The organism is Allobosea sp. RCC_152_1, assembly GCF_041360765.1.
Classification (GTDB): domain Bacteria; phylum Pseudomonadota; class Alphaproteobacteria; order Rhizobiales; family Beijerinckiaceae; genus Allobosea; species Allobosea spartocytisi.
Genome location: NZ_JBFUPU010000010.1, coordinates 96344 through 123163 on the forward strand (window position 1 = coordinate 96344; position 26820 = coordinate 123163).

At 68.2% G+C, this 26820-nt stretch carries 23 protein-coding genes; 21 read left to right on the forward strand and 2 right to left on the reverse strand.

The window, feature by feature from the left end; all coding sequences use genetic code 11:
* Positions 1-259: 259 nt before the first annotated feature.
* Positions 260-2374: a methyl-accepting chemotaxis protein gene (locus tag AB6806_RS24815; protein WP_370955755.1), complete on the reverse strand. Its 2115-nt coding sequence runs from the start codon at positions 2372-2374 to the stop codon at positions 260-262.
* A 373-nt stretch (positions 2375-2747) separates the two neighbouring features.
* On the opposite strand from AB6806_RS24815, the gene hslV reads away from it, so the two are divergent.
* The 17 genes from hslV (at position 2748) to trmB (ending at position 19557) form a co-directional block, all read left to right on the forward strand.
* The gene (gene hslV, locus AB6806_RS24820) at positions 2748-3317 is read left to right on the forward strand and encodes an ATP-dependent protease subunit HslV (protein WP_282568291.1); all 570 of its coding nucleotides are present in this window, start codon (positions 2748-2750) and stop codon (positions 3315-3317) included.
* A gap of 52 nt (positions 3318-3369) precedes the next feature.
* On the forward strand, positions 3370-4680 hold the full coding sequence (gene hslU, locus AB6806_RS24825; protein ID WP_142023428.1) for an ATP-dependent protease ATPase subunit HslU: 1311 nt from the start codon (positions 3370-3372) through the stop codon (positions 4678-4680).
* Positions 4680-6254: a murein biosynthesis integral membrane protein MurJ gene (gene murJ, locus AB6806_RS24830; protein WP_370955756.1), complete on the forward strand. Its 1575-nt coding sequence runs from the start codon at positions 4680-4682 to the stop codon at positions 6252-6254. The genes hslU and murJ overlap by 1 nt, the downstream gene beginning before the upstream one ends.
* Before the next feature lie 46 nt (positions 6255-6300).
* The gene (gene trpS, locus AB6806_RS24835; RefSeq protein ID WP_113252839.1) at positions 6301-7347 is read left to right on the forward strand and encodes a tryptophan--tRNA ligase; all 1047 of its coding nucleotides are present in this window, start codon (positions 6301-6303) and stop codon (positions 7345-7347) included.
* A gap of 96 nt (positions 7348-7443) precedes the next feature.
* Positions 7444-7938 carry a universal stress protein gene (locus tag AB6806_RS24840; protein WP_038365098.1) on the forward strand — a complete coding sequence of 165 codons (495 nt, stop codon included), beginning with the start codon at positions 7444-7446 and terminating at the stop codon, positions 7936-7938.
* Between the two features lie 101 nt (positions 7939-8039).
* The gene (locus tag AB6806_RS24845) at positions 8040-8600 is read left to right on the forward strand and encodes a NifU family protein (RefSeq protein WP_038365097.1); all 561 of its coding nucleotides are present in this window, start codon (positions 8040-8042) and stop codon (positions 8598-8600) included.
* A gap of 81 nt (positions 8601-8681) precedes the next feature.
* A complete protein-coding gene (tsaB, locus tag AB6806_RS24850) occupies positions 8682-9365 on the forward strand; it encodes a tRNA (adenosine(37)-N6)-threonylcarbamoyltransferase complex dimerization subunit type 1 TsaB (protein WP_038365095.1) in 684 nt (227 codons plus the stop codon).
* Positions 9366-9418: 53 nt separating this feature from the next.
* Positions 9419-9916, forward strand: a complete 498-nt coding sequence (locus AB6806_RS24855) for a GNAT family N-acetyltransferase (RefSeq protein ID WP_038365093.1) — start codon at positions 9419-9421, stop codon at positions 9914-9916.
* An 81-nt stretch (positions 9917-9997) separates the two neighbouring features.
* Positions 9998-10798 (forward strand): lysophospholipid acyltransferase family protein, encoded by an 801-nt coding sequence (locus AB6806_RS24860; RefSeq protein WP_370955757.1) that lies wholly within the window; start codon positions 9998-10000, stop codon positions 10796-10798.
* 106 nt (positions 10799-10904) lie between these two features.
* Positions 10905-12275, forward strand: coding sequence for a tRNA (N6-isopentenyl adenosine(37)-C2)-methylthiotransferase MiaB (gene miaB, locus AB6806_RS24865; protein ID WP_370955758.1), 1371 nt, complete (start codon positions 10905-10907; stop codon positions 12273-12275).
* A gap of 156 nt (positions 12276-12431) precedes the next feature.
* Positions 12432-13586, forward strand: a complete 1155-nt coding sequence (locus AB6806_RS24870; RefSeq protein WP_081925517.1) for a PhoH family protein — start codon at positions 12432-12434, stop codon at positions 13584-13586.
* Positions 13583-14167 carry an rRNA maturation RNase YbeY gene (gene ybeY / locus AB6806_RS24875; protein WP_370955759.1) on the forward strand — a complete coding sequence of 195 codons (585 nt, stop codon included), beginning with the start codon at positions 13583-13585 and terminating at the stop codon, positions 14165-14167. Before AB6806_RS24870 ends, ybeY begins: the two co-directional genes overlap by 4 nt.
* A complete protein-coding gene (locus tag AB6806_RS24880; protein ID WP_142023424.1) occupies positions 14164-15153 on the forward strand; it encodes a hemolysin family protein in 990 nt (329 codons plus the stop codon). Before ybeY ends, AB6806_RS24880 begins: the two co-directional genes overlap by 4 nt.
* Positions 15153-16745, forward strand: coding sequence for an apolipoprotein N-acyltransferase (gene lnt, locus AB6806_RS24885; RefSeq protein WP_370955760.1), 1593 nt, complete (start codon positions 15153-15155; stop codon positions 16743-16745). Before AB6806_RS24880 ends, lnt begins: the two co-directional genes overlap by 1 nt.
* A gap of 124 nt (positions 16746-16869) precedes the next feature.
* Positions 16870-17283, forward strand: coding sequence for a helix-turn-helix domain-containing protein (locus tag AB6806_RS24890; RefSeq protein WP_185748081.1), 414 nt, complete (start codon positions 16870-16872; stop codon positions 17281-17283).
* A 111-nt stretch (positions 17284-17394) separates the two neighbouring features.
* Positions 17395-18651 carry a methionine adenosyltransferase gene (gene metK / locus AB6806_RS24895; RefSeq protein ID WP_210323529.1) on the forward strand — a complete coding sequence of 419 codons (1257 nt, stop codon included), beginning with the start codon at positions 17395-17397 and terminating at the stop codon, positions 18649-18651.
* Positions 18652-18861: 210 nt separating this feature from the next.
* A complete protein-coding gene (gene trmB, locus AB6806_RS24900; RefSeq protein ID WP_370955761.1) occupies positions 18862-19557 on the forward strand; it encodes a tRNA (guanine(46)-N(7))-methyltransferase TrmB in 696 nt (231 codons plus the stop codon).
* Here trmB and AB6806_RS24905 read toward each other — a convergent pair.
* The gene (locus tag AB6806_RS24905; protein ID WP_142023422.1) at positions 19532-20620 is read right to left on the reverse strand and encodes a DUF2336 domain-containing protein; all 1089 of its coding nucleotides are present in this window, start codon (positions 20618-20620) and stop codon (positions 19532-19534) included. The genes trmB and AB6806_RS24905 overlap by 26 nt on opposite strands.
* 244 nt (positions 20621-20864) lie before the next feature.
* On the opposite strand from AB6806_RS24905, the gene rimP reads away from it, so the two are divergent.
* From rimP to infB, 4 genes are read left to right on the forward strand one after another with little or no spacing between them, the layout of a single operon-like run.
* A complete protein-coding gene (rimP, locus tag AB6806_RS24910; RefSeq protein ID WP_051988256.1) occupies positions 20865-21563 on the forward strand; it encodes a ribosome maturation factor RimP in 699 nt (232 codons plus the stop codon).
* Positions 21564-21568: 5 nt separating this feature from the next.
* Entirely contained in the window at positions 21569-23161 is a 1593-nt protein-coding gene (gene nusA / locus AB6806_RS24915; protein WP_038365079.1) for a transcription termination factor NusA, read from the forward strand.
* A gap of 14 nt (positions 23162-23175) precedes the next feature.
* The gene (locus AB6806_RS24920; protein ID WP_142023421.1) at positions 23176-23868 is read left to right on the forward strand and encodes an RNA-binding protein; all 693 of its coding nucleotides are present in this window, start codon (positions 23176-23178) and stop codon (positions 23866-23868) included.
* Positions 23865-26696: a translation initiation factor IF-2 gene (infB, locus tag AB6806_RS24925; RefSeq protein WP_142023420.1), complete on the forward strand. Its 2832-nt coding sequence runs from the start codon at positions 23865-23867 to the stop codon at positions 26694-26696. The genes AB6806_RS24920 and infB overlap by 4 nt, the downstream gene beginning before the upstream one ends.
* Positions 26697-26820 lie beyond the last annotated feature (124 nt).

Consider the following 26820-nt stretch of genomic DNA (forward strand, 5'->3'; position numbering starts at 1 on the left):
ACAGGGATTCGACGACGAGCACGCGCTGGCGAAACCTGCGATGTCGAAGCCGTATGAAGAATGATTGTCGAAGGTGGCGCCTGCTGGGCATGATTGCGGCGGCACAAAGCTTAGATAGGCGCGAAGCGCCTCATTGCAAGAGCCGCGGTCGTCCGCGACCGGGCTCGGTCGATCCAAGCCATTGATGCCTAAAGGAAACGGCGCCTTTCGGCGCCGTTAGGATCTGTGGCGATGCTGGGTTCGCGGCGCGCGGGCTCCCTCAGAACTCTTCCCATCCGGTGTCGATGGCGCGTCCATTGGCGACCTTGCGGGGGGCTGGGGCGGTCCGGGACTGGACGAAGGCGGCCTCGGCGAGCTGGCGCAGCCGCGCCGGCTCGGGCGCGGTGGTGGCGGCAGCCGGAGTGGGCCGGGCCGGGACGGCAGGGGCCGCCTTCGCCGGGCGGGCGGGAGCCGCCGCATGGGCTTGCGGATAGGCGGACTGCCCAGCCGCCTCGCGGCCGGTGCGGAAGGTCGCGACGAGGTCGTTGAGCTGGCCGATGCGGCCCGACAGCGAGCCGGCCGAGGCCGCGCTCTGCTCGGCCAGCGCCGCATTCGCCTGCGTCATCTCGTCGAGATGCGCCACCGCCTGGCTCATCTCGTCGATGCCATTGGCCTGCTCGCCCGCCGCCGCCGAGATGTCGGCGATGGTGGCGGCGACCTTGCGCGAGGCTTCGAGGATGCGCGCCAGCTGGTCGCCGGCCTGGCGCACCAGCTTCACCCCAGCGCCGACCTCGTCATTGGAGGAGGAGATCAGCCCGGAGATGTCCTTGGCCGCCTCGCCCGAGCGCTGCGCCAGGGTGCGCACTTCCGAGGCGACGACGGCAAAGCCCTTGCCGGCCTCGCCGGCACGCGCCGCCTCGACCGCGGCGTTGAGCGCCAGCAGGTTGGTCTGGAAGGCGATGTCGTCGATGACGCGGATGATGTCGGAGATCTTCTGCGAGGCGCTCTCGATGCGGGCCATGGCCTCGACCGCCTGGCCGGCGATGGCGCCGCCCGACTGGGCGGCCTGCATCGCCTCGTCGGCGATGCGGGCGGCATCCTTCGAGGCCTGGGCCGAGGCCTTCACGGACGCGGCGAGCTCCTCGGTGGTGGCGGCGGTCTCCTCCAGCGAGGAGGCCTGTTCCTCGGTGCGCTTGGAGAGATCGTCGGCACCCATGTTGATCTCGCGGGCGGCGAGCCCGACATCGGCCGAGGTCGTCTGGATCGTCGCGACCGTGGCCGAGAGGCGCTCGACCGTCTCGTTGATCGCGCCCTTGAGATCGGCGAAGCGGCCGCGATAGCCGCCCTCGACCTGCCGCGTCAGGTCGCCGCCGGCCACCGCCTGCAGAACCCCAGCGAACTCCGTCGTCGCTCCGTCGACCACGCTGTTGATCTCGTTGATGCCGGCGACCAGCCGCTGCATCTGCTCGTCGGCATCGTCGATCTGGAGGCGGGCCGAGAAATCGCCGGCCGCCGCCGCCGCGACCACCTCGCCGACATCCGACACCACCGCCTCCATCGACTGCGCCCGCGCCAGCCGCGCGGCGGCGGCGGCACGCTCCTGCTCCTGCAGCAGCGCGACCTGCTCGGTGCTCTGGCGCAGCACGGACACCGCGCGGGCCATGGCGCCGATCTCGTCGGGGCGGCCGGTGTGAGGGACGTCGACATCGGTGCCGCCGGCCGTGAGCGTTTCCATGACCTTGCTGAGGTCGAGGATCGGACGGGTGATCGAACGCTGGGCGAAGACCAGCGCGAAGCCGATGGAGACCACCAGCGTCGCCAGCAGCATCAGCGGCAAGAGCCATTGGATCTGGCGGGTGAAGGCCGTCGCCTCGTCGCCGACGACAATGCCGGCCTGTTCGACGCGCTGGCTGAAGCTGATCAGCAGATCGTTCAAGGCCTTGCGATTGGCGCGATTGGCTTCGTTGTTGCCCTGGGCATTGGCGGCCTCCGCCGAAACCTGGCGTCCGAGCCGGGCGGTTTCGGTGCGGAAGGCGATGAACTCCTCGACGGATTTGGCGATTTGCGCGACCGTGCCCCGCTCTTCGGCCGGCGCGACCTTCTCCAGATCGGCGACGAATTTGCGCAGCGTCGGGATGCGGTCGTCGATCCCCTTGGCGTAGGTATCGGCCTCCTGCGGGGTCTTCGACATGTAGATGCCGCGCGACTCCATCACCACCGCGGTGACGACGCCGTTGATCCGCTGCGTCAGCAGCGCGACATTGCCCTGGATTTCGGCACGCGTATTGAGGTCATCCGCCTTGTGCAGACCGTAGAGACTGATGATCGCAGAGAAAATGGCCCCGCCCACAACGATAGCGAGCATGGCGAGAATTTTCAGGCGGATTGATTTCATGATGATGGCCCCGGGGCAGCTTCCCGAACGAGGAAACCGCTTCAACAAGCCGACCATCCGTCGCCAACGATAAAAAACTGATTAAGAGATTGATGCACTGCTGACCTAGAATATTGACGCGATTATCCCTGAATGCCGAAGAGTCATCCTGCTGGGAATAGGAAATTCGTACAGAGATCGGCAGGTTTACACTTGAACTATTCGACAGGCCGCGACCTTCGGGGAATCGCGGACCCTTCGGTCTCGACGCTCGCCGCCTGACCTCGTTGGCACACGGGCTCTGCGCCCTGCCGAAAAGCGCCCCCTCTTGATAGTGTGGCTCTGCCTGAACATGTTGCGTCTTCCGCAGTCCCATGTCCGGTCACAGTTCCTCATGTCCGAATCCAGCAATGCTCCCGTCATGCACGCCACCACCATCCTGATGGTGCGCAAGGGCGGCCGCGTCGTCATCGGCGGCGATGGCCAGGTCTCGCTCGGCCAGACCATCATGAAGGGCAATGCGAAGAAAGTTCGCCGTCTCGCCAAGGGCCAGGTGATCGCCGGCTTCGCCGGCGCCACCGCCGATGCCTTCACCCTGTTCGAGCGGCTGGAGAGCAAGCTCGAGCAATATCCGACGCAATTGCTGCGCGCCTGCGTCGAGCTCGCCAAGGATTGGCGTACCGACCGCTATCTGCGCCGGCTCGAGGCGATGCTGCTTGTCGCCGACAAGGAGGTCTCGCTGCTGATCTCCGGCACGGGCGACGTGCTCGAGCCCGAGGCGAGCGAGCACGGCGCGGTGATGGCGATCGGCTCCGGCGGCAACTATGCGCTTTCGGCCGCGCGCGCCCTGATCGATATCGAGCCCGATGCCGAGACGATCGTGCGCAAGGCGATGAAGATCGCCGGCGACATCTGCGTCTACACCAACCATTCCCTCGTCATCGAGACGCTCGAAGCAGCCTGATATGCGCCGATAACGCGCATCTCGGGTCAATTCATCCGGATACAACACCGCAATGACCAGCTTTTCCCCCCGTGAGATCGTCTCCGAGCTCGATCGTTTCATCGTCGGCCAGAAGGATGCCAAGCGCGCCGTCGCGATTGCGCTGCGCAACCGCTGGCGCCGCCAGCAGCTCGAAGGGCCGCTGCGCGAGGAGGTCTCGCCGAAGAACATCCTGATGATCGGGCCGACCGGCTGCGGCAAGACCGAGATCGCCCGCCGCCTCGCCAAGCTCGCCAATGCGCCCTTCCTCAAGGTCGAGGCAACCAAGTTCACCGAGGTCGGCTATGTCGGCCGCGACGTCGAATCGATCGTGCGCGACCTGCTCGAGATCGCGATCGCGCTGGTGCGCGAGAGCCGGCGAAAGGATGTCCAGGCCAAGGCCCATGTCGCGGCGGAGGAACGCGTGCTCGACGCGCTCGTCGGGGCGACCTCCAGCCAGGCGACGCGCGATTCCTTCCGCCGCAAGCTGCGCGACAACGAGCTCGACGACAAGGAGATCGAGGTCGAGGTCGCGGCGGGCGCCGGTTCCGCCACGCCGATGTTCGAATTGCCGGGCATGCCCGGCGCCTCGATCGGCGCGATCAATCTCTCCGACATGTTCGGCAAGGCTTTCGGCCAGAAGGGCAAGCCCCGGCGCATGCTGGTCAAGGATGCCTATGGCCCGCTGCTGGCCGAGGAGAGCGACAAGCTGATCGACCAGGAGGCCATCGTCCAGGCCGCGATCCGCGAAGTCGAGAACAACGGCATCGTCTTCCTCGACGAGATCGACAAGATCTGCGCCCGCGAGGGCAAGGGCGGCGCCGATGTCTCGCGCGAGGGCGTGCAGCGCGACCTGCTGCCGCTGATCGAGGGCACGACCGTCGCGACCAAGCACGGCGCGGTGAAGAGCGACCACATCCTCTTCATTGCCTCCGGCGCCTTCCATGTCTCGCGCCCCTCCGATCTGCTGCCGGAGCTGCAGGGGCGCCTGCCGATCCGCGTCGAGCTCAACCCGCTCGACGTCGAGGATTTCAAGCGCATCCTGACCGAGACCGAGGCGAGCCTGATCAAGCAATCGGTGGCGCTGATGGCGACCGAGGAGGTCGCGATCGAGTTCACGCCGGATGCGATCGACGCCATCGCCCGCATCGCCGTCGATGTGAATTCCACGGTCGAGAACATCGGCGCCCGCCGGCTCCAGACCGTGATCGAGCGCATCCTCGACGAGATCTCCTTCACCGCCCCGGACCGCTCGGGCGAGGCGGTGACGATCGACGCGGCCTATGTCGAGGCGCGCATTGGGGATCTCGCGAAGAATGCCGATCTGAGCCGGTTCATTCTCTGATGGCGGATTCGGGGGCGCCGGCGTCGAAACCGCCCTCCCGCCTCGCCCGCGATTCGGCCGTCGTCGGCGCGGCGACCGTCGCATCGCGCCTGCTCGGCTTCGCCCGCGACGTGCTGATCGCGCGCCTGCTCGGCGGCGGACCGGTGGCGGATGCCTATCTGGCGGCGCTGCGCCTGCCCAATCTGGTCCGCCGCGTGCTCGGCGAAGGCGGGCTCAACGCGCCCTTCGTGCCGCTTTATCTCGGTATCGCGCGCGAGCGCGGCCCGCAGGAGGCGCGCCGCTTCGCGTCGGAGGCCACCGGCAATCTCGCTTTCCTGCTCCTGGTTCTGGTCGCGGTGGGAGAGCTCTTCGCGCCCTGGCTGGTGCTCGGTCTCGCCGGCGGCTTTGCCGAGGAGCCGGCGACGCTGGCCTTTGCCGCCTATTACACCCGGCTGATGCTACCCTTTCTGCTGCTGACCACGTTGGCGGCGCTGCTGGCGGCGCTGCTCAACGCCGAAAAGCGTTTCACCGTCGCGGCACTGGCACCGGCGCTGATGAACGCGATTCTGCTTGGGTTGCTGCTGGTGCTGCATGTCTACGGCACGGCGCCGGAGCGCGCGGCGCAGTGGCTCGCCATCGGCGTCAGCCTCACCGGTCTGGCGCATCTGGCCATGATCCTGCTCGCGTCGCGCGGGCTTGGCCTGCCGCGCCCGGCGCTGCGCTGGTCCTCGGATATGACGCGCCTCCTGCGCACCGGCGGCGCGACCCTGCTTGCGGCCTCGGCGGCACAGCTCGTGCTGCTGGTCGCGACGCAGATCGCCTCGATCGAGCCCGGCGCCGTCGCAGCGCTCTACTATGCCGATCGCGTCTTCCAGCTGCCGCTCGGCTTCGTCGGCGTGGCGATGGGGACGGTCGTCCTCTCCGACATGGCGGATGCCGCCGGGCGGGACGGGCCGGATGCCATGCTGGGACGGTCCCTGGCGCTGGGCCTGGCGCTGGCGCTGCCGGCCGGTGCCGCGCTGGTCGCGCTGGCCGATCCGATCGTCTCGGTGCTATTCGAGCATGGCCGCTTCGAGGCCGCCGACCGCGCACGGACGGCCGGCGCGCTTGCCGCCTTCGGCTATGGCCTGCCCTTCGCCATCGCGGCGAAGGTCTTCGGCCAGGTCTATTTCGCCCGTCGCCGGCCGCGTCTGCCGCTGCTGTCGGGCTGCCTTGCGGTGCTGGTGGCGGCGCTCGTCGGCCTCGGGCTGGCCGATGGCGACAACGCGGCTCGGATGGCGGCTTTCGCCGCGACGCTCGCCTTCGCCGTGCAGGCCGTGATGCTGGGCGCCACGCTGATCCGGGACGGCATCTGGCGGCCGAGCGCGAGCAATCTGCGGCCCATCGCCGCCAGCCTCGCCGCGAGCGCGATCATGCTGGGAGCCCTGCCGCTGCTGCTGAAGGCGCTGGCGGCGCCGCTCGCCCTCGATCAGCCCGTCCTGTACCGCGCCGGGGCGCTGGTGCTGCTCTGCCTCGGCGGGGTCGTCGTCTATGGCGCGGTCGGCGGGCTGCTGGGTGCCTTCGGCGCTCTCCCCTTGCGCAAGCGGCGGGCTTGAGCCAGAAGCGCCGCTTCCTCCCTCCATCGTGACGACGGAGTGCCCCATGTCGGGTTTTCACCAGCGCGTATTCTCAGGCATGCAGCCGACCTCGACGCTGCATCTCGGCAATTATCTCGGCGCGCTGACCAACTGGGTGGCGATGCAGGAGACGCATGAGTGCATCTATTGCGTCGTCGACATGCACGCGATCACGATGTGGCAGGACCCCGCCGACCTGAAGCGCGCCATCCGCGAGGTCACGGCCGCCTATATCGCAGCCGGCGTCGATCCGCAGAAGAGCGTCATCTTCAACCAGAGCCAGGTCTCGGGCCATGCCGAGCTCGCCTGGATCTGCAACTGCATCGCGCGGCTGGGCTGGATGAACCGCATGACCCAGTTCAAGGAGAAGGCGGGCAAGGACCGCGAGAACGCCTCGCTGGGCCTCTACGCTTATCCGAGCCTGATGGCGGCCGACATCCTGCTCTACAAGGCGACGCATGTGCCTGTCGGCGAGGACCAGAAGCAGCATCTGGAGCTCACCCGCGACATTGCCCAGAAGTTCAACAACGACTTCGCCCCGCAGATCGCGGAACTCGGCCTCGCTACCGGCGATCTCGGCTTCTTCCCGCTGCCCGAGCCAATGATCATGGGCCCGGCGCAGCGGGTGATGAGCCTGCGCGACGGCACCAAGAAGATGTCGAAATCGGACGCTTCCGACTATTCGCGCATCAACCTGACGGATGATGCCGACGCCATCGCCCAGAAGATCCGCAAGGCCAAGACTGACCCCGAGCCGCTTCCCTCCGAGGAGAAGGGGCTGGAGGGTCGCGCGGAAGCCGAGAACCTCGTCGGCATCTATGCCGGCCTCTCGGGCGTGGCGAAGGGCGAGGTGCTGAGAGAGTTCGGCGGCAGTCAGTTCTCCGGCTTCAAGGCGGCGTTGGTCGACCTCGCGGTCGAGAAGCTCAGCCCGATCGCCGGCGAGATGCGCCGCCTGCTCGCGGATCCCAGGCATATCGACGCCATCCTCGGTGAGGGCGCGAAGCGGGCCGACGCCATCGCGGCGCCGATCCTGCGCGAGGTCAAGGACATCATCGGCTTCGTCCGGAGCTGAGCGCCGTCTGGAAAGCCCGGTTCCGGGCGAGGGGCTTGCGCCGGGCTGCCGGCGCGGGCCACCATGCCGCCTCCTGAGGCGGCGACAGGGATATCCATGGTCAAGAGACGCCGGTCCTACGAGACGGGCCATCGCCCGAAATTCCTCGCCGTGGTCGACGACACCGAGGAATGCGCCAAGGCGCTGCGTTTCGCGGCGCGCCGCTGCGCCCGCGTCGGCGCGTCCATCGTTCTGCTCGGCGTCGCCACGCCGCCCGAGCACGAGACCTGGCTCGGTGTCGGCGAGGCGATGCAGGCGGAGGCCGAGGCCGAGGCCGAGAAGCGTCTCGATACGGCTGCAGCCGCCGTGCGCGCGCTCGCCGGCCTGGAGCCCGAGAAGGTCGTGCGCACCGGCGACAAGGCCGATGAGCTCGTCAAGCTGATCGAGGAGGATGAGGACATCTCCCTTCTCGTGCTGGCTGCCGGCACCGGCCGCGAGGGGCCCGGACCGCTCGTCAGCGCGCTCGCCGGCAAGTCCTCCGCGAGCTTTCCGATCCCCGTCGCCATCGTCCCCGGCCATCTGGAGGACGAGGAGATCGACGCGTTGGCGTGAACCGACGTCGGCATCGACCGTCCCGGCTGGAATGATTCCATCCATCGGCCTATATCGGAGCCAGGAACGGCGACCTTGAATCGCCGGTACCGGAGGTATCCATGTTCATCCAGACCGAAGCGACGCCGAATCCGGCGACCCTTAAATTCCTGCCCGGCCGCATCGTCATGGGCGCCGGCACGCTCGATATGCGCGAACCCGCCGAGGCCGAGCGCTCGCCGCTGGCGCAGCGCCTGTTCGGCGTGTCCGGCGTGTCGGGTGTGTTCCTCGGCTCCGATTTCATCACCGTCACCAAATCGGACGGCGAGTGGCCGCATCTGAAGCCCGCGATTCTCGGCGCCATCATGGAGCATTTCATGTCGGGCGCCCCGGTGCTGTCGGAGGGCTCGGCCGCCGATGTGATCGAGGAGGGCGAGTTTTTCGCCGAAGAAGACGCGCAGACGGTCGAGACGATCAAGGACTTGCTCGAGACGCGCATCCGCCCGGCGGTGGCCGGCGATGGCGGCGACATCACCTTCCGCGGCTATCGCGACGGCACGGTCTATCTCGTCATGAAGGGCGCCTGCTCCGGCTGCCCCTCATCGACCGCGACGCTGAAGCACGGCATCCAGAACCTGCTGCACCACTTCCTGCCGGAAGTGCGCGGGGTCGAGGCGGTTTGATATCGGAGCGCAAGGCGTGGTCGTGCGAAGCCTGGTCGTGAACGAAGAAGCGCGGGATCGCCTCCCCGGATCGAGGCCCTGATGCGCATCCTCGCGATCGACACGGCGCTCGGCGCCTGCTCGGCTTGCGTGCTCGACGCCGGTGAGGCGCAGCCGCTGGCCAGCGAGCAGCTCGCCATGGATCGTGGCCATGCCGAGGCGCTGATGCCGCTGGTCGAGCGGGTGATGAACGCGGTCGAAGGGGGCTTCTCTTCGCTCGACCGTGTCGCCGTCACCGTTGGCCCCGGCAGCTATACCGGCCTGAGGGTCGGCGTCAGCGCCGCGCGTGCCATCGCCTTCGCGGCCGGCATCCCGTCGGTGGGCGTCACCACCGTCGCGGCCTGCGCGGCGCCATTGATCGGCCGCGAGCCCGGCCGCGTCATCGCCGCCGCGCTCGATGCCAGGCACGGGCAGGTCTGGTTTCAGGCGCTGAGCGCGGAAGGCAAGCCGCTGGTCTCGCTGCGGCAGGTCAGCTATCGCGATGCGGCGCGCGCCATCGGCGCCGGCCCGGTCAGCCTGGTCGGTTCCTCGGCGCTGGCGGTGGCGAACGAGGCCTGGGCGATCGGCCTCGATGCCGTCGTGGTCGACAGCGCCAGGGCGCCCGATATCGCCTGGGTGGCGCGGCTCGGCCTGATCGCCGATCCCGAGACGGCTCCGCCGCGCCCGCTCTATCTCAAGGCGCCGGAAACGACCCCGCAGGACAAGGCTCGGCTGCCGCGCCGGTGAGGCCATTCGCCAGATCGGGGTTGACCTTGGGGCAGGCTGTGCGAACAAGCGGCATGGATTGGTTGCGCAGGCTCCTTCATCCCGGTTCGGCTCCCGCGCGGACGGGGCGCCTCGATGTCGCCCATGCGCGGCAGGTCGCGTCGCTGCATCATCTGGGCGGCTTCGCACGCGGCTGGGAGCCTTCCGAATGCGCCGCGCTGATTGCCGATTCGGGTGTCGTGGCCGATGGCGTCTTCAGCGGCGGCGGCCATAGCCCGGATGGTTTCGTGATGTCGCGCAAGGCGGCGGACGAGGCCGAGATCCTCAGCATCGTCGTTTCTCCGGCACGGCGCCGGGACGGGCTCGGTCGCACCCTGCTCGCCGTCCATCTCGCCCATCTGGCGAGCGAGGGCATCACGCAGGTCTTCCTCGAGGTCGAGGAGGGCAACGAGCCGGCGGAGCGGCTCTATCGCCATTTCGGCTTCCGCGAGGTCGGCCGCCGCAAGGGCTACTACCCCAAGCCCGACGGCTCGCGCGCCACCGCGATCGCGATGCGGCTCGATCTCGCGTGACATCCGCCCGCAATCGGGCGATGAGAAGCCCTTGCATCCCATCAGGACCGACCCGACGCCGATGACCGGAACCGCTCGCGCATGAACGGACTATCCGCAGGCGCCCTGCTTCGCCTTGCGCTGCTCGGGCTCGGCACGCTCGCCTTGGTGCCGTTGCAGCTCGTCGTCCTCCGCGCATGGCCGGCGCGGGCCGGCGTCCTGCCGCTGCGCTTCCATCGGCTCGTCTGCTTCTGCCTCGGCGTGCGCCGCCGGGTCAGGGGCACGCCGCCATCGCCCGGAGCGGGCGCGCTGATCGTCGCCAACCATGTTTCCTGGCTCGATATCTGCGTGCTCGGGGCCGAGCAGAAACTCGCCTTCGTCGCCAAGAGCGAGGTCGCGAGCTGGCCCGTCATCGGCTTCCTGGCGAAGCTCCAGCACACGGTCTTCATCGACCGCCAGCGCCGCAGCGCCACGGCCGGCGTCGCCGCGGCGATGGGCGCGCGCATCGCGGCGGGGGAGGACATCGTCCTCTTCGCCGAGGGCACGACCGGGGACGGAACGCGCATCCTGCCTTTCCGCTCCTCGCTGCTCGGCGCCGCCCATCAGGCGATGGGCGACACGGAAAGCGACGTGACGGTCTATCCGCTGGCCGTCACCTATACCGGCCGGCAGGGCCTGCCCGGCGGGCGCATCGAGCGCGGCGCGCTCGCCTGGTATGGCGATACCGAGCTCGTGCCGCATCTCAGGCATGTGCTCGCCTGCGGAAAGGTCGATGTCGAACTGGTCTGGGGCGCGCCGATCGTGATGGGCCGGGCGACCTCGCGCAAGGAGGCGACGCGGCTGGCGGAGGCGACGGTGCGCGCCGCCCGGCGCGAAGCCGTGACCGGCCGTCCCGCCGGGTAAGGAAGCGCTGGCCCGCTGCTTGCTTTCCGTCCGTTGCGGCATGGCGGTGATTTTCAAGCCGCGCGAACCGGAGTAAGGAGACGGTTTGGAGATCCCGACCGCGACGATGAAGAAAGTCCACATCAAGTCCTTCGGCTGCCAGATGAACGTCTATGACGGGCAGCGCATGGCCGATATCCTGGGCGAGCAGGGCTATGAGGAGACGGCGACGCCGGAAGGCGCGGATCTGATCCTGCTCAACACCTGCCATATCCGCGACCGTGCCGTGCAGAAGGTCTATACCGAGCTCGGCAAGCTGCGCGATATCAAGACTGCCCAGAAGGCAGAGGGCCAGGAGACGAAGATCGTCGTCGCCGGCTGTGTCGCCCAGGCCGAGGGTGGCGAGATCCAGCGCCGCCAGCCGGCGGTCGACCTCGTCGTCGGCCCGCAGGCCTATCACCGCCTGCCCGAGCTTCTGGCCGAGGCGGCGGACAAGCGCGTCGTCGATACCGATCTCCCCATCGAGGACAAGTTCGGCTTCCTGCCGGCGCCCAGGCCCCAGGTCATTCGCGCGCGCGGCGTCTCCGCTTTCGTCACGGTGCAGGAGGGCTGCGACAAGTTCTGCGCCTTCTGCGTCGTGCCCTATACGCGCGGCGCCGAGTTCTCGCGGCCGGTTGCGCAGGTGGTGGCGGAGGTCGAGCGGCTGGCGGAAGCCGGCGTGCGCGACGTCACTTTGATCGGCCAGAACGTCAACGCCTATCACGGTGAAGGCCCGGACGGCGCCGTCTGGGGCCTCGCGCGGTTGATGCATCGCGTCGCCGAGGTGCCGGGCATCGCCCGCATCCGCTATACCACCAGCCACCCCCGGGACATGGACGACGATCTCATCGCCGCCCATCGCGACCTGCCCCAGGTGATGCCTTTCCTGCACCTGCCGGTGCAGGCGGGCTCGGACCGCATCCTCGCGGCGATGAACCGCAAGCACACCGGCGACGAGTATCGCCGCCTGATCGAGCGCATCCGCACGGCACGCCCGGACATCGCGCTCTCCTCCGACTTCATCGTCGGCTTTCCCGGTGAGACCGATGCCGATTTCGAGGACACGATCCGCCTCGTCGACGAGATCGGCTTTGCCTCGAGCTATTCCTTCAAATATTCGTCGCGTCCCGGCACGCCTGCCGCCGATCTCGACGGGCAGATTCCGCGCGCCGTCATGGACGAGCGGCTCTATCGATTGCAGGAACGCATCGAGCATCATCGCCAGGCCTTCAACGCCGCGATGGTCGGACGGGCTGTGGATGTGTTGCTGGAACGCGCCGGGCGCCACCCGGGACAGCTTGCCGGCAAGTCGCCCTATCTGCAGGCTGTGCAGATCGACAGCGAGACGAATCAGATCGGGGATATCGTGCGGGTGGTGATCGAGCGCACCAGCACCAATTCGCTCTTCGGCCGCAAATTTGAGGCCGGGGCAGGTTCGCGAAAGGAAATGGCCGCTTGAGCGCGCGCCCTCTCGCCCCCATCTGCGGGTTGAGCACACCCTGTCATCAGGCTGAAATTGTTGCGTTCGGATATGCTGTGAGACGACCGGGCCGGTCGTTCCTGTCCGGCCGGAATAACCGTCAGGGAGATGACGCATTTGGCACAGGCTGATTCGATGACGCCGAAACCCGACCGGACCCCGCGGCGCGAGATCGCGCCGGCGCGCGGGGAGAGCCTCGCCCGCGAGGGCCTGCCGGCGACCGAGGTGACGTTGAGTTTCGAAGACAATCGCCTCGCCAGCCTGGTCTTCGGCCAGTACGACCAGAACCTCGCTCATCTCGAGCGGCGGCTCGGCGTCGTCGTCAATCCCAATGGCAACCATGTCACGGCGAAGGGACCGCGCGAGACGGCCGAGCAGGCTGTCCGCGTGCTGAAGACGCTCTATGCCCGCGCCAAGGCCGGCGCGGCGGTGACGCTCGGCGATGTCGACGGTGCGATCGAGGAGAGCAACGTCCAGCGCTCGCTCTTCCCGACGGCGGACACCGGCAAGGCCTCCTTCGACGCGATCGTCACGCGCAAGCGCGGTCCCGTCAGGGCTCGCAACGCGGCGCAGGACGCCTATCTGCGCCAGCTCAAGCGCCATGAGCTCGTTCTCGCCGAGGGGCCGGCCGGCACCGGCAAGACCTGGCTCGCGGTCGGGCATGCCGTCTCGCTGATCGAGCAGGGCGTGGTCGAACGGATGATCCTGTCGCGCCCGGCCGTCGAGGCGGGTGAACGCCTCGGCTTCCTGCCCGGCGACATGCGCGAGAAGGTCGATCCCTATCTGCGGCCGATCTACGACGCGCTCAACGACTTCATGGAGGCGCGCCATGTCGAACGCGGTCTGCAGACCGGCATGATCGAGATCGCGCCGCTCGCCTTCATGCGCGGCCGGACCCTGACCAATGCCGTCGTGCTGCTCGACGAGGCGCAGAACGCCACCTCGATGCAGATGAAGATGTTCCTCACCCGCCTGGGCGAGGGCTCGCGCATGATCATCACCGGCGATCCCTCGCAGATCGACCTGCCGCCCGGCCAGCGCTCCGGCCTCGTCGAGGCGGCGAAGCTGCTCAAGGACGTCGAAGGCATCGGCTATGCCCGCTTCGAGGAGGGCGATGTCGTCCGCCACGATCTGGTGCGCCGCATCGTGATGGCCTATGAGGCGTCGGCGAGGCGCGAACGCGAGGAGCGCGAGGAGGCGATGCGCAATTCCGCAGCGGCTCCCGAGGCGCATCGCGAGGGCGACAGTGAGGGATTGAAGCGGATGTTGGCGCGGGAGCGGCCGCGATGAAGGATCGACCTCGCGCGCGGCGTTCGGCGCCGCCCGCGGAGAGCCTTCCGGCTCTGGTTCTCGATATCCGTGCCGAGTCGCGCCGCTGGCGCGAGCTGGGTAATCTCGCAGCCTTGCGCGCCATCGCCGGTGAGGCGCTTCGTGCGGGGCTGGCCGTTGCGCCGCGCCGGCCCCTGGACGGGGCCGAGCTCAGCCTGCTCCTGACCGATGACCGGCGCATCCGCCTCGTCAACCGCGACTGGCGCGGCTTTGACAAGGCGACCAACGTGCTCTCCTTCCCGGCCGCGCCGCCGGAGCGCATCGCGACCAGCCCGCTGCTCGGCGACATCGTCGTCGCCTACGAGACCGTGGCGCGCGAGGCCGAAGCCGAGGGCAAGAGCTTTCCCGACCATTTCCGCCATCTCGTCATCCACGGGCTGCTGCACCTGCTCGGCGAGGATCACGAGGCCGAGGCTGAGGCGCGCCGCATGGAAGCGCTCGAGGTCGAGGCGCTCGCGCGTCTCGGCATTGCCGACCCTTACGCCGATGCCGAGCTCGTGACCGAGCCGGCCCCGTCTTTCTCAGAACATTCACGGCCATGAGCGACGACAGTCGACAATCCCAGAACGAAACCGCCGGCCGGGGCCTCGGCCACTGGCTCGGCCAGTTCCTCGACCGGCTCGGATTGCGCGGCGGCGGCACGGCGCGGGAGGAGATCGTCGAGGCGCTGGCTGAGGCGAATGGCGAATTGGCCGACCTCTCGGCGCAGGAGCGCGCCATGCTCACCAATGTGCTGGGCCTGCGCGAGCGCCGCGTCAGCGATGTCATGATACCCCGGGCGGACATCGTCGCGGTGCCGGCGGATGTCACGCTCGACCAGCTCCTCGCCCATTTCCGCACGGCCGGCCATTCGCGCCTGCCGGTCTTCGACGATTCGCTCGATGATCCCCGCGGCATGGTCCATATCCGCGACTTCCTCGAATACATCGCCGAGAAGGCCCATCCCGCGGGCATGGCCGGCGCCGATGCCGATGAGGCGGGGACGGCTCCGCACGATCTGGCGGCGGTCGATCTGTCCACCCCGCTCGCGGCCACGAAGCTGCTGCGCCCCGTCCTCTACGTTCCGCCCTCGATGCCGGCAGTGGACCTGCTCGTCCGCATGCAGGCGACCCGCACCCATATCGCCCTCGTCATCGACGAATATGGCGGCACGGACGGGCTCGTCTCGATCGAGGACCTGATCGAGATCGTCGTCGGCGATATCGAGGACGAGCACGACATGGAGGAGGCGCCGATCACGCCGGCCGGCGACGACTGCTTCACGGCCGATGCACGCGCCACCCTCGACGAACTCAAGCAGGCGACCGGGGTCGATCTCTCCGGCAACGAGGTCGCCGACGACATCGACACGCTGGGCGGGCTGATCGTCACGCTCGCCGGCCGCGTTCCGGCGCAGGGCGAGATCGTCGACGGACCCGAGGGCCTGTCCTTCGAGGTCCTCGATTCCGATCAGCGCCGCGTGAAGCGCCTGACCATCCGTCGCCGCGACCGGACGGCGCCTGAAGAAGCGGCGATGGAGCCCGGCTGATGCCGATCACTGGGGTCGCGGAGGCCGTCATCCTGGCCTGGGGATGGCGCAGGCGGCTCATCGCCTTTGCCGCTGGCGCCAGCGGCGCGCTCGCCTTGCCGCCGCTGGATCTGTGGCCGCTCGTCGTCCTGCCGATGACCTTTGCCATCTGGCTGATGGACGGCGCGGTCGGGACGACGCGCTGGCAACGCTTCCGCTCCGCCTTCGTGGCTGGCTGGTGGTGGGGCTTCGGCTTCTTCATCGCCGGGCTCTGGTGGCTCGGCGCGGCCTTTCTGGTCGAGGCCGACAAGTTTGCCTGGGCGATGCCGCTCGGCGTCGTCGCGCTGCCGGCTTTCCTCGCGGTATTTCCGGCTTTCGCCTTCGGTGCGGCGCGGCTGTTCTGGCCGAAGGGCGCGGGCCGCATCCTTGTCCTCGCCGCAATGCTGGGGATCAGCGAGTGGCTGCGTGGCCATGTGCTGACCGGCTTCCCCTGGAACGTCTACGGCATGATGCTGGCCGGCGAGATCCATCTCGCGCAGGTCGCTTCGCTCTTCGGGCTCTATGGGCTCACGCTCTTCGCCGTGGCAATCGGCGCGGCACCCGCGACGCTCAGCACCGCGGCGGGCCCGTCCGGGCGCTGGGCGCCGTCGCTATTGGCGTTGGCCGCTCTCGCGGCCTTCTTCGCCTATGGCGTCTGGCGCGTGCCGTCCGGCCCCTCGCCGCTGGTCGCCGGCGTCAAATTGCGGCTGATGCAGCCGAACCTGCCGCAGGACGCCAAGTTCAACGGCAATAACGGCGCGGCGATCCTCGACCACTATCTCGAGCTCAGCGACCGGGCGACGAGTCCGCAGACGCCGGGCCTCCAGAACGTCACCCATGTGATCTGGCCCGAATCCGCCTTCCCCTTCCTGCTCGGGCGCACCCCGCAAGCGCTCGCGCGCATCGCGGCCGCCCTGCCGCCGGACGTGACCCTGATCACCGGCGCGGCAAGGGCCGGCGAGATCCTGCCGGGCGAGGGCCGGCCGCCGATCTACAACTCCATTCAGGTTGTGAACGACGAGGGCGCCATCGTCGCGAGCTACGACAAGGTCCATCTCGTACCCTTCGGCGAATATCTGCCGCCGATCCTCGGCACGCTGATCCGCGCCGTCGGCCTGTCGCAGTTCGTCTCGGTTCCCGGAGGATTTTCGGCGGGAAGCACGCATTTGCCCCTGGCGATCAAGGGGCTGCCGACCGCGGCGCCATTGATCTGCTACGAGGCCGTCTTTCCCGGCGCGGTTGTGCCGCGGGGGCCGCGCCCGGCCTTTTTCCTGAACCTCACCAATGATGGCTGGTTCGGCCAGACCAGCGGTCCCTATCAGCACTTCGCCCAGGCGCGGCTGCGCAGCATCGAGGAAGGCCTGCCGCTCGTCCGCGTCGCCAACACCGGCATTTCCGGTGTCGTCGACGCCTATGGCCGCGTCGTCGCCAGCCTGCCGCTCGGCAGCGAAGGCGTGCTGGATGCTGGCCTGCCGCGCTCGGGCGCCCCGACATTCTATGCGCGATGGGGCGATCTGGTCTTCGCCGGACTCTTGGCCCTTTTCCTCGCTCTGGCCCGGATTTTGCGGGTCTGAGGGCCTAACATTAACTTTTTCGAGACCAGTGGACCGGATCGCTGGCTTGTAATACATCACGACCTCCGCGCCGACCAGGATTGCGGCTCCTGGCCAAGACAATGATGCTAGGACAGGTTGAATGATGATCAAGAAGGTACCCAATCCGATCGACCGCCATGTAGGCAGCCGAGTTCGGATGAGACGCATGCTTGCCGGGATCAGCCAGGAGAGGCTGGGCGAGGCCTTGGGGCTGACGTTCCAGCAGGTCCAGAAATACGAGAAGGGCTCGAATCGCATCAGCGCGAGCCGCCTGCAGCAGATCGCCAAGATGCTCGATGTGCCGGTAGCCTTCTTCTTCGACGGAGCGCCGAGCGGCGATATGCCGGCCGGCGGTTTTTCCGATTCCGCGGCGACGACCTATATTTCGGATTTCCTGTCGACCAGCGAAGGCGTGCAGCTCACCAAGGCCTTCACCCGCATTAAGAATAGTCGGGTCCGCCGCCGTGTCATCGATCTGGTCGAGGCCTTGGCCGAGGAAGACAGCGAAAAGGCTTAGTTTTCGCTTCGTTTTGTTCGACTTGTCGAACGATCTTCCCGATAAACGAATTATAGCGCTTGACGGCGAACGCGTCCGGCTGCATTGACGGGGCGTTTTCCATGCTGGCGCATGCCGCGCCAGGCGCTTTCATCGTGCCCAGATTCAAGGGAAGCCGCGACCGTGTCACGCCAGAATTACCTGTTCACCAGCGAATCGGTCTCGGAAGGCCACCCCGACAAGGTCTGCGACCGCATCTCGGACGAGATCGTCGATCTGTTCTTCAAGGAGGCGGTGAAGGCCGGCTATGAGCCGTCCAAGGTCCGCGTCGCGGCCGAGACGCTGGCGACGACGAACCGTGTCGTCATCGCCGGCGAGGTCCGCACCCATCTCGACGAGAAGCAGATCAAGTCGAAGGTGAAGTCGGCGGCCCGCAAGGCGATCCGCAACATCGGCTACGAGCAGGCCGGCTTCCACTGGAAGACCTGCAAGATCGACGTGCTGCTGCACCCGCAATCGGCCGACATCGCCCAGGGCGTTGACGAGTCCGGCAACAAGGATGTCGGTGCCGGCGACCAGGGCATCATGTTCGGCTATGCCAGCCGCGAGACGCCCGAACTGCTGCCCGCCCCGATCTACTACGCCCACAAGATCCTGGAGACGCTGACGCTCGCCCGCAAGAAGGGCGAGGGCGACGCCGCCAAGCTCGGCCCCGACGCCAAGAGCCAGGTCACCGTCAAGTACGAGAACGGCAAGCCGGTCGGCGTCACCCAGATCGTGCTCTCGACCCAGCATCTCGACGAAAGCCTGTCCTCGGCCGATGTCCGCAAGATCGTCGAGCCCTATATCCGTCAGGCGCTGCCGGATGGCTGGATCTCGAAGGACACGGTCTGGCACATCAACCCGACCGGCAAGTTCGTCATCGGCGGCCCGGACGGCGACGCCGGCCTGACCGGCCGCAAGATCATCGTCGACACCTATGGCGGCGCGGCTCCCCATGGCGGCGGCGCCTTCTCGGGCAAGGACCCGACCAAGGTCGACCGCTCGGCGGCCTATGCGGCGCGCTATCTCGCCAAGAACGTCGTCGCGGCCAAGCTGGCCGACCGCGCCACGATCCAGCTCTCCTACGCCATCGGCGTCGCCAAGCCGCTGTCGATCTATGTCGACCTGCACGGCACCGGCAAGGTCGACGAAGCCAAGCTCGAGGACGTGCTCGGCAAGCTGGTCGACCTGTCGCCGAACGGCATCCGCAACCATCTCGGCCTCAACAAGCCGATCTATGCCAAGACCTCGGCCTATGGCCATTTCGGCCGCAAGGCCGGCCGCGACGGCAGCTTCTCCTGGGAGAAGACCGATCTCGTCGACGCGCTGAAGAAGGCCGTCGCCTGAGATTGACCCCCGGGTCAGGAATGGAAAGGCCGGGGTTCACCCGGCCTTTTTTCTTTGACTTGACGGATAAGGTCGCTGAAACACCCCCGTCATCCCGGGCCCGACCCGGGCTCCATCGTAAGGCTCCGCAGCTCTGTGACGGATTCCGGATCTCCGCTTCGCTGCGTCCGGAATGACGGCTCCATCGGACAAAGCGATACGAAGACGATCATGACCTACGACTCCGATCATGACGAACGCGCCTTCTACGGCCGCCGCAAGGGCAAGGCCTTGCGCGACGGCCAGAGCTTGCTGATCGAAGAGACGTTGCCGCGTCTGCGCCTGCCGGAGGGTGAGATCGCCGACCTCAAGGCGCTGTTCCCGCAGCCCGTCGAGGCGGTGCGGCTCGAGATCGGCTTTGGCGGGGGCGAGCATCTGCTGATGCGGATGCGCGAGAGCCCGCAGATCGGTTTCATCGGCGTCGAGCCCTTCATCAACGGCATGGCCAAGTTCCTGGCGGTCGCCGAGCGCGAGGGCCTGACCAATATCCGCGTCTGGGACGACGATGCCGCGTTGCTGCTGCCGCGCTTCCCGGCCGGTAGCCTCGACGCCATAGACCTGCTCTATCCCGATCCCTGGCCGAAGCGCCGCCAGCGCAAGCGCCGCTTCGTCTCGGAGCACACGCTTGGCTTGTTCGCTCGCGCACTCAGGCCGGGCGGTCGTTTCCGCTTCGCCAGCGATATAGACGACTATGTCGGCTGGACGCTGACGCGCCTGCTCGCCTCGCCGGATTTCGACTGGACGGACGAGCGCGCCGAGGATTGGCGCCGGCCTTATCCCGGCTGGATCCGCACGCGCTACGAGGCGAAGGCGGTCAGGGAAGGCCGCGTGTCCAGCTATCTCACGGCCTTGCGTCGCGCATCCTGAGGAAGCCGAGCACGCGCTGGGCCGTGCTCTGGGCGAGGTTGCGGAAGCTGTCGCGGGCCCGCTCGATGGCGGCTTCCGACTTGCCGAGGTCCTTGCGCAGCGAGATCAGCGCCGCCGTCGTCTCCCAGGACCAGCCGAGCCCGCGTGCGACGAGCAGCACGGCCTCGCGGTCGGAGCCGAGGATGATCTGCTCGGCCGCCGGCAGGCTGAGCTGCGCCAGGACGGCGAGCGCGCAGGTCGCATGTTCGGTCGCCCCGCTCTGGGCCAGGGCGCGCACCTTGGCCTCGTCGAGCTGGCCGGCCTCGTTCAGCTCCTTGATCTCCGTCAGGGCGGCGCTGATCGGGCCGAGCTCGCTAGGCATCTGACCGTCGGCGGCGAGCGCTTCGGCGCCCCGCTCCACGGCGTCGTCGATCTCGTCGACCAGCGCCAGGGCGAGGCTCTCGTTGAGGCGCTTGCGGGCGGAGTTCTTGGCCGCCCGGATCAGTTGCTCGGACAATTCGGTGGGGATGTCGCGGCGCATGCCCAGCGTCGCCTGCAAGGCGTCGTCCTGCACCGCCCGCATCACCAGCACGCCCATGCCGTGCCGCGAGAAGCGCGCTGTCTGGTTGGAGGCGACGGCATGCGTCACCACGCGGCCGCCGCGCAGGATCAGGAAATCGGTGACGGGCTCGCCGAGATTGGGCCGTTCGGTGATGGCGAGCATATGGTCCCGGCCCTTCGCCGCCGAGATCGCGACCAGATCCTGGTCGCTGAGCCGCGGCGATTGAATGAGGACCGGGCGCGCGACGGCGATTTCGTCGAGGGCGAGCTGGTGAATGACGCCGTTCGGCGCGTTCGGGATCGATGCCAGCCGCTCCGCCAGCTCGATGCGGGCATGGAGCTCGATGACGCGCGACAACCGCCCGATCACCACGTCGAAGACGCCGACCTGCTCTTCGTCCATGTGGATGGCGGTGGCGAGGAACAGATCCGTCAACCGGGCGAGGATCTCGGCACGCTCGTGGCCGGAGCCACGCTGTATCGTCGATTCCAGGTCTCGCAGCATCGTGCCGACCGCACTCATCCCGTGTCCTCGCGCAGGGTTTCACCGTGAAGGTGACACGCAAGGATGACCAACGGGTTAGCAGGAAAGGGCAAATCTCGGCCCTTCTGGCGCGGCGGTGGCCACGCTTGCATCTTGCCGCAAGGCGGACTACATAGCGGCCAACAGCTCTGGTATCGGTTAACGCCGGTGATCAAGAGCGGGCCGGCCGGCCCGCTCTTTTTTATTGGCCGCGACCCGCCAGGCAGACGGGACGGCCCGGGGCATGAACGAACCGACAAGCGAACCGACAGCATCATCCGCTCAGGAGCCGCGCCTCGTCGTCGAGAGCGGCGTGGCGGCGCGCGTTGCCATGATCATCGAGCCGGCGATCGTCGATCTCGGTTACCGGCTGGTGCGTGTGCGCGTGACCGCGCAGAATGGCTGCACCGTCCAGATCATGGCCGAGCGGCCGGATGGCTCGATGACGGTCGAGGGCTGCGAGGAAATCAGCCAGGCCGTCTCGCCGGTGCTGGATGTCGACGATCCCATCCAGGCGGCGTATTATCTCGAGGTCTCCTCGCCGGGGATCGACCGCCCGCTGGTGCGCGCGAGCGATTTCGAGCGCTGGGCCGGGCACCTCGCCAAGATCGACACGAGCGAGCTGGTCGCCAACCGCAAGCGTTTCCGCGGCATCCTGCGCGGGGTTTCCGGTACGGATGCGCTGCTGGCCCGCGACGATGCCAGGAGCGACGAGGAGCGCGACGTCGCCATCCCGATGCGATTGATCGCGGATGCGCGTCTCGTGCTGACCGACGCTTTGGTCACCGAGTCGCTGCGTCGCGGCAAATCGGGCCTGCCGCCCGAGATGCCGGCACCCGACGAAGTCGCCGGCCCGAAGAAGGGCCATGGAAAATCGCTCGGCCCGCGTCCGGGCAAGAAGCGCGGACCGGCTCCGCACGAAACAGATACGGAAGAGGAGTGAGCGCCATGGTGGTCGCCGCCAACAGGCTCGAATGGCTGCAGATCGCGGATGCGGTCGCCCGCGAGAAATCGATCGACCGGCAGATCGTGCTCGACGCGATGGAGGACGCGATCGCCCGTGCGGCCCGCTCGCGCTACGGCGCCGAGACCGACGTCCATGCCGAGATCAACACCAAGACCGGCGAACTGCGCCTCGCCCGCCACCTCCAGGTCGTCGAGACCGTCGAGAACCCGGCGATCGAGATCACCGTCGACGAGGCCAAGCGCCATAACCCGGCCGCCCAGGTCGGCGACGTCATCGCCGATCCGCTGCCGCCCTTCGATTTCGGCCGCATCGCCGCCCAGTCGGCCAAGCAGGTTATCGTCCAGAAGGTCCGCGAGGCCGAGCGCGACCGCCAGTACGACGAGTACAAGGATCGCATCGGCGAGATCGTCAACGGCGCGGTCAAGCGCGTCGAATACGGCAACGTCTTCGTCGACCTCGGCCGCGGCGAGGCGATCATCCGCCGTGACGAGATGATCCCGCGCGAGACCTTCAAGGTCGGCGACCGTGCCCGCGCCTATGTCTACGACGTGCGCCGCGAGCCGCGTGGCCCGCAGATCTTCCTGTCGCGCACCCATCCGCAGTTCATGGCCAAGCTCTTCGGCCAGGAAGTGCCGGAGATCTATGACGGCATCGTCGAGGTCAAGGCCGTCGCCCGCGATCCGGGCTCGCGCGCCAAGATCGCCGTGATCAGCCGCGATTCCTCGATCGACCCGGTCGGCGCCTGCGTCGGTATGCGCGGCTCGCGTGTCCAGGCCGTCGTCGGCGAACTCCAGGGCGAGAAGATCGACATCATCCCGTGGTCGCCTGATGTCGCGACCTTCGTCGTCAACGCGCTGCAGCCGGCGGAAGTCGCCAAGGTCGTGCTCGACGAGGAAGCCGACAAGATCGAGGTGGTGGTGCCCGACGAGCAGCTCTCGCTCGCCATCGGTCGCCGCGGCCAGAACGTCCGCCTCGCCTCGCAGCTCACCGGCTGGGACATCGACATCCTCACTGAAGCCGAGGAGTCGGAGCGTCGCCAGAAGGAATTCGTGCAGCGCACCGAGATCTTCATGAACGCGCTGAACGTCGACGAGACGGTCGGCCAGCTCCTGGCGTCCGAAGGCTTCCGCAATGTCGAGGAGCTCGCCTATGTCGAGCTCTCCGAGCTCGCCTCGATCGAGGGCTTCGACGAGGACACCGCCTCCGAGATTCAGAACCGGGCTTTGGAGCACCTCGCCGCCGTCGAGGCTGAATTCGACGAGAAGCGCCGTGCGCTTGGCGTCGAGGACGCCTTGCGCGAGGTCGAGGGCATCACCACCTCCATGATGGTGGCGCTCGGCGAGAACGACGTGAAGACCGTCGAGGATCTCGCCGGCTGCGCCACGGACGACCTCACCGGCTGGACCGAGCGCAAGGACGGTGAATCGACCCGTCATGCCGGCTATCTCGACGGCTTCGATCTCTCTCGCCAGGATGCGGAAGCCATCATCATGGCCGCACGCGTTCATGCGGGTTGGGTCGAGGCTCCGGCGGAGGAGCCCGAGGCAGAAGCCGACGAGGCCGCCGAAGCCTGAGCGGAGCGCCCGCGATGAAGGCGGCGACGCTGAAGGAAGGATCGGAGCGCAGTTGCGTCCTCACCCGTGCGGTGAAGGCCCCCGACGATCTGATCCGCTTCGTCGCCGGCCCTGACGGGACGCTGGTGCCGGATTTGCGGCGCAAGCTGCCCGGGCGCGGTGTCTGGGCGAGCCTCAGTCGCAAGGCCGTGACCGAGGCGATCCGGCGCAAGGCGTTCGAGCGCTCGTTGAAGACGAAGGTCGCGGTTCCCGCCGACCTTCCGGAGATGATCGACGCGCTGATGCTGCGGGACGTGCAGCAGGCGTTGTCGATGGCGAACAAGGCGGGCCTCGTCGTCGCCGGCTTCGGCAAGGTCGAGGCTCTGGTCGAAACCGGCCGCTGCCTCGCCGTCATCGCGGCGAGCGATGGCGCCGAGGATGGCAAGCGCAAGATCGGCCAGGCCATCCGGCGGGCCGAGGCGGCCCGCGAGAGCGAGGGCCTCAAGGTCCGCAGATTGCCCGTCGTCACGATTTTCGCGGCGGCGGATTTGGAATTGGCGTTGGGGCGGGCACATGTGATACATGCCGCGCTTGCTCCGGGTCCGGCGGCGGAGGGTGTCCTCTCCCGCTGGCGTCGGCTCGTCCGGTACCGGACGGACGATACCGCCGCATCCGACCAGAATGAACCCGAAGACACGACCGAACCGGCAGGACCGAACGCGGAATGACCGATAGCAAGACCCCGGGCGACAAGACTCTCAGCGTCAACCCGCCCAAGACCCTGTCGTTGAAGCGACCTGTCGAGCAGAGCACTGTTCGGCAGAGCTTCTCGCATGGGCGCACGAAGCAGGTGGTCGTGGAGGTCAAGCGCCGCGTCCCGGGGCACGAGGTCAAGGAGCCCGTCCCGCCGCGTCCGCCGCAGCCGGCGCCGGCCCAGTCCGCCCCGCGCCCCGCTCCTCAGGCGCCCGCGCCGCAGCGTCCGGCCGGCAGCATGCTGCTGCGCACCCTCTCCGATGAGGAGAAGGACGCCCGCCAGCGCGCTCTGGCCGAGGCCCGCAGCTCCGAGGCAGAGGCGCGCCGCGCCGCCGAGGACGAGGCCCGCCAGCGCGCCCAGGCCGCCGAGCGCGAACGCCAGGAGCGCGAGGCCGCCCTGGCTCGCCAGCGCCAGGAAGAGGAGCGCCGCCGTCACGAGGACGAGCAGAAGCGCCGCGCCGAGACCGTCGTGCGCCAGCGCGACGAGCAGGTCGCCCGCCCGGCTTCGCCGCCACCCGCGCAGCAGCCGCGTGAGTCCGCCCCGTCGCCGGACCAGGCTCCGGCGCCCCAGCCGACCCAGTATTATGGCCGCCCGGCCCCGTCCGGTCCGCGCGAGTTCACGCCGCGTCCGCCGATGCGCGACACCGGCGCGCGCCCGCCGCGGCTGGATTCGCGTCCGCCGCGTTCCGATGCGCCCCGTGCGCCGCGCATGGATGCTTCGGCTCCGGCCGAGCCCGCGGTCGCCCGCCCCGTGCGCCAGGCTCCCTCGGCCAACACCACGCGCAATCGCTCTGATGATGTCGACGTCAAGGCCGCGTTCCGCCGTCCCGGCCTGGGTGCGGGGCCTGGCCGCGGTCCCGCTCCGGCGGCGCCCAAGACGCCCAAGGTCAGCAATGACCGGCCCCGTGGCCGCCTGACACTGTCGACCGCCACCGGGAGCGAGGACGAGCGGACACGCTCGGTCGCCTCGTTCCGTCGCCGCGTGCAGCGCATGACCGGCCACCGCGCCTCCGACGCTCAGAAAGAGCGCGTGATGCGCGAGGTGATCATCCCCGAGACGATCACCATCCAGGAACTCGCGAACCGCATGACGGAACGCGGCGTCGACGTCATCCGCCTGCTGATGAAGCAGGGCGCGATGCACAAGATCACCGACGTGATCGACGCCGACACCGCTCAGCTCATCGCCGAGGAGATGGGCCACACGGTCAAGCGCGTCGCCGAATCCGACGTCGAGGAAGGCCTGTTCGATACGCCGGACACCGACGAGGCCCTGGAGGCCCGCCCGGCTGTCGTGACGATCATGGGCCATGTCGACCACGGCAAGACCTCGCTGCTCGACGCGATCCGCAAGACCAAGGTCGTCACCGGCGAGGCCGGCGGCATCACCCAGCATATCGGCGCCTATCAGGTGACGACGCCGCTGGGCAGCCAGGTGACCTTCATCGACACCCCCGGCCACGCCGCCTTCACGGCGATGCGCGCCCGCGGCGCCAAGGTGACGGATATCGTCGTGCTGGTCGTCGCGGCCGATGACGGCGTCATGCCGCAGACGGCCGAGGCCATCCATCACGCCAAGGCGGCCGGCGTGCCGCTGATTGTGGCGATCAACAAGGTCGACAAGGCCGACGCCAACCCCGATCGTGTCCGGGCCGAATTGCTGCAATACGAGATCCAGGTCGAGACGCTCGGCGGCGAGACGCTTGAGGTCGAGGTTTCCGCCAAGACCGGCCACAACCTCGACAAGCTGCTCGAGGCGATCGCGCTGCAGGCCGAGGTGCTCGATCTCAAGGCCAATCCCGACCGCGCTGCAGAAGGCACGGTCATCGAGGCCAAGCTCGACCGCGGCCGCGGCCCGGTCGCGACCGTCCTCGTTCAGCGCGGCACGCTGCGCACCGGCGACATCATCGTGGCGGGTGCCGAATGGGGCCGCGTCCGTGCGCTCATCGCCGACACCGGCGCGCAGGTGAAGGAGGCGCCGCCCTCCATGCCGGTCGAGGTTCTCGGCTTCAACGGCACGCCCGAGGCCGGCGACCGCGTCGCGGTGGTCGAGTCGGAAGCGCGTGCCCGCGAGGTCACCGAGTACCGGGAGCGGCAGCGTCGCGATCGTCTCGCTGCCCGTGGCGCTGCCTCCGGCGCCGGTCGCTCGCTCGCCGACATGATGCGCGATCTGAAGGAAGGCGCCGGCCGCAAGGAGTTCCCGCTCGTCGTCAAGGGCGACGTGCAGGGCTCGGTCGAGGCCATCGTCGGAGCGCTCGAGAAGGTCGGCAACGACGAGGTGCGGGCTCGCGTCCTGTCCTCGGGCGTCGGCGCCATCACCGAGTCGGACGTCACGCTCGCCCAGGCTTCGGGCGCGGTCGTGGTCGGCTTCAACGTCCGCGCGCATAAGGAAGCGCGCGAGGCGGCGGAGCGGGCCGGCGTCGAGATCCGCTATTACAACATCATCTATAACCTCATGGATGACGTGAAGGATGCGATGTCGGGCCTGCTGGCGCCGACCCTGCGCGAGACCATGCTCGGCAATGCGACGATCCTCGAGATCTTCAACGTCTCGAAGGTCGGCAAGATCGCCGGCTGCCGCGTCACCGACGGCACGATCGAGCGCGGCGCCAATGTCCGCCTGATCCGCGACAACGTCGTGGTCCACGAGGGCAAGCTCGCCCAGCTCAAGCGCTTCAAGGACGACGCCAAGGAAGTCGTGGCCGGCCAGGAATGCGGCATGTCCTTCGAGAACTACCAGGACATGCGCCCTGGCGACGTGATCGAGTGCTACCGCGTCGAGGAAATCAAGCGCACCCTCTGAGGCGGCGCTTCCTGAAACAGCGCGTCATGGCCGGGCTTGGTCCGGCCATCTCGTGACGAGAAGAGCGCGTCCAGCGCCTCATCTTTGAAGAGACGGTCGGGTGAGACCCGGCTGTGACGTTTGA

Excerpts from the sequence above, each read along its gene's own strand:
- AB6806_RS24815 (WP_370955755.1), bottom strand. The coding sequence starts at position 2,374 with ATGAAATCAATCCGCCTGAAAATTCTCGCCATGCTCGCTATCGTTGTG.
- hslV (WP_282568291.1), top strand. The coding sequence starts at position 2,748 with ATGTCCGAATCCAGCAATGCTCCCGTCATGCACGCCACCACCATCCTG.
- hslU (WP_142023428.1), top strand. The coding sequence starts at position 3,370 with ATGACCAGCTTTTCCCCCCGTGAGATCGTCTCCGAGCTCGATCGTTTC.
- murJ (WP_370955756.1), top strand. The coding sequence starts at position 4,680 with ATGGCGGATTCGGGGGCGCCGGCGTCGAAACCGCCCTCCCGCCTCGCC.
- trpS (WP_113252839.1), top strand. The coding sequence starts at position 6,301 with ATGTCGGGTTTTCACCAGCGCGTATTCTCAGGCATGCAGCCGACCTCG.
- AB6806_RS24840 (WP_038365098.1), top strand. The coding sequence starts at position 7,444 with ATGGTCAAGAGACGCCGGTCCTACGAGACGGGCCATCGCCCGAAATTC.
- AB6806_RS24845 (WP_038365097.1), top strand. The coding sequence starts at position 8,040 with ATGTTCATCCAGACCGAAGCGACGCCGAATCCGGCGACCCTTAAATTC.
- tsaB (WP_038365095.1), top strand. The coding sequence starts at position 8,682 with ATGCGCATCCTCGCGATCGACACGGCGCTCGGCGCCTGCTCGGCTTGC.
- AB6806_RS24855 (WP_038365093.1), top strand. The coding sequence starts at position 9,419 with ATGGATTGGTTGCGCAGGCTCCTTCATCCCGGTTCGGCTCCCGCGCGG.
- AB6806_RS24860 (WP_370955757.1), top strand. The coding sequence starts at position 9,998 with ATGAACGGACTATCCGCAGGCGCCCTGCTTCGCCTTGCGCTGCTCGGG.
- miaB (WP_370955758.1), top strand. The coding sequence starts at position 10,905 with ATGAAGAAAGTCCACATCAAGTCCTTCGGCTGCCAGATGAACGTCTAT.
- AB6806_RS24870 (WP_081925517.1), top strand. The coding sequence starts at position 12,432 with ATGACGCCGAAACCCGACCGGACCCCGCGGCGCGAGATCGCGCCGGCG.
- ybeY (WP_370955759.1), top strand. The coding sequence starts at position 13,583 with ATGAAGGATCGACCTCGCGCGCGGCGTTCGGCGCCGCCCGCGGAGAGC.
- AB6806_RS24880 (WP_142023424.1), top strand. The coding sequence starts at position 14,164 with ATGAGCGACGACAGTCGACAATCCCAGAACGAAACCGCCGGCCGGGGC.
- lnt (WP_370955760.1), top strand. The coding sequence starts at position 15,153 with ATGCCGATCACTGGGGTCGCGGAGGCCGTCATCCTGGCCTGGGGATGG.
- AB6806_RS24890 (WP_185748081.1), top strand. The coding sequence starts at position 16,870 with ATGATCAAGAAGGTACCCAATCCGATCGACCGCCATGTAGGCAGCCGA.
- metK (WP_210323529.1), top strand. The coding sequence starts at position 17,395 with ATGCCGCGCCAGGCGCTTTCATCGTGCCCAGATTCAAGGGAAGCCGCG.
- trmB (WP_370955761.1), top strand. The coding sequence starts at position 18,862 with ATGACCTACGACTCCGATCATGACGAACGCGCCTTCTACGGCCGCCGC.
- AB6806_RS24905 (WP_142023422.1), bottom strand. The coding sequence starts at position 20,620 with ATGAGTGCGGTCGGCACGATGCTGCGAGACCTGGAATCGACGATACAG.
- rimP (WP_051988256.1), top strand. The coding sequence starts at position 20,865 with ATGAACGAACCGACAAGCGAACCGACAGCATCATCCGCTCAGGAGCCG.
- nusA (WP_038365079.1), top strand. The coding sequence starts at position 21,569 with ATGGTGGTCGCCGCCAACAGGCTCGAATGGCTGCAGATCGCGGATGCG.
- AB6806_RS24920 (WP_142023421.1), top strand. The coding sequence starts at position 23,176 with ATGAAGGCGGCGACGCTGAAGGAAGGATCGGAGCGCAGTTGCGTCCTC.
- infB (WP_142023420.1), top strand. The coding sequence starts at position 23,865 with ATGACCGATAGCAAGACCCCGGGCGACAAGACTCTCAGCGTCAACCCG.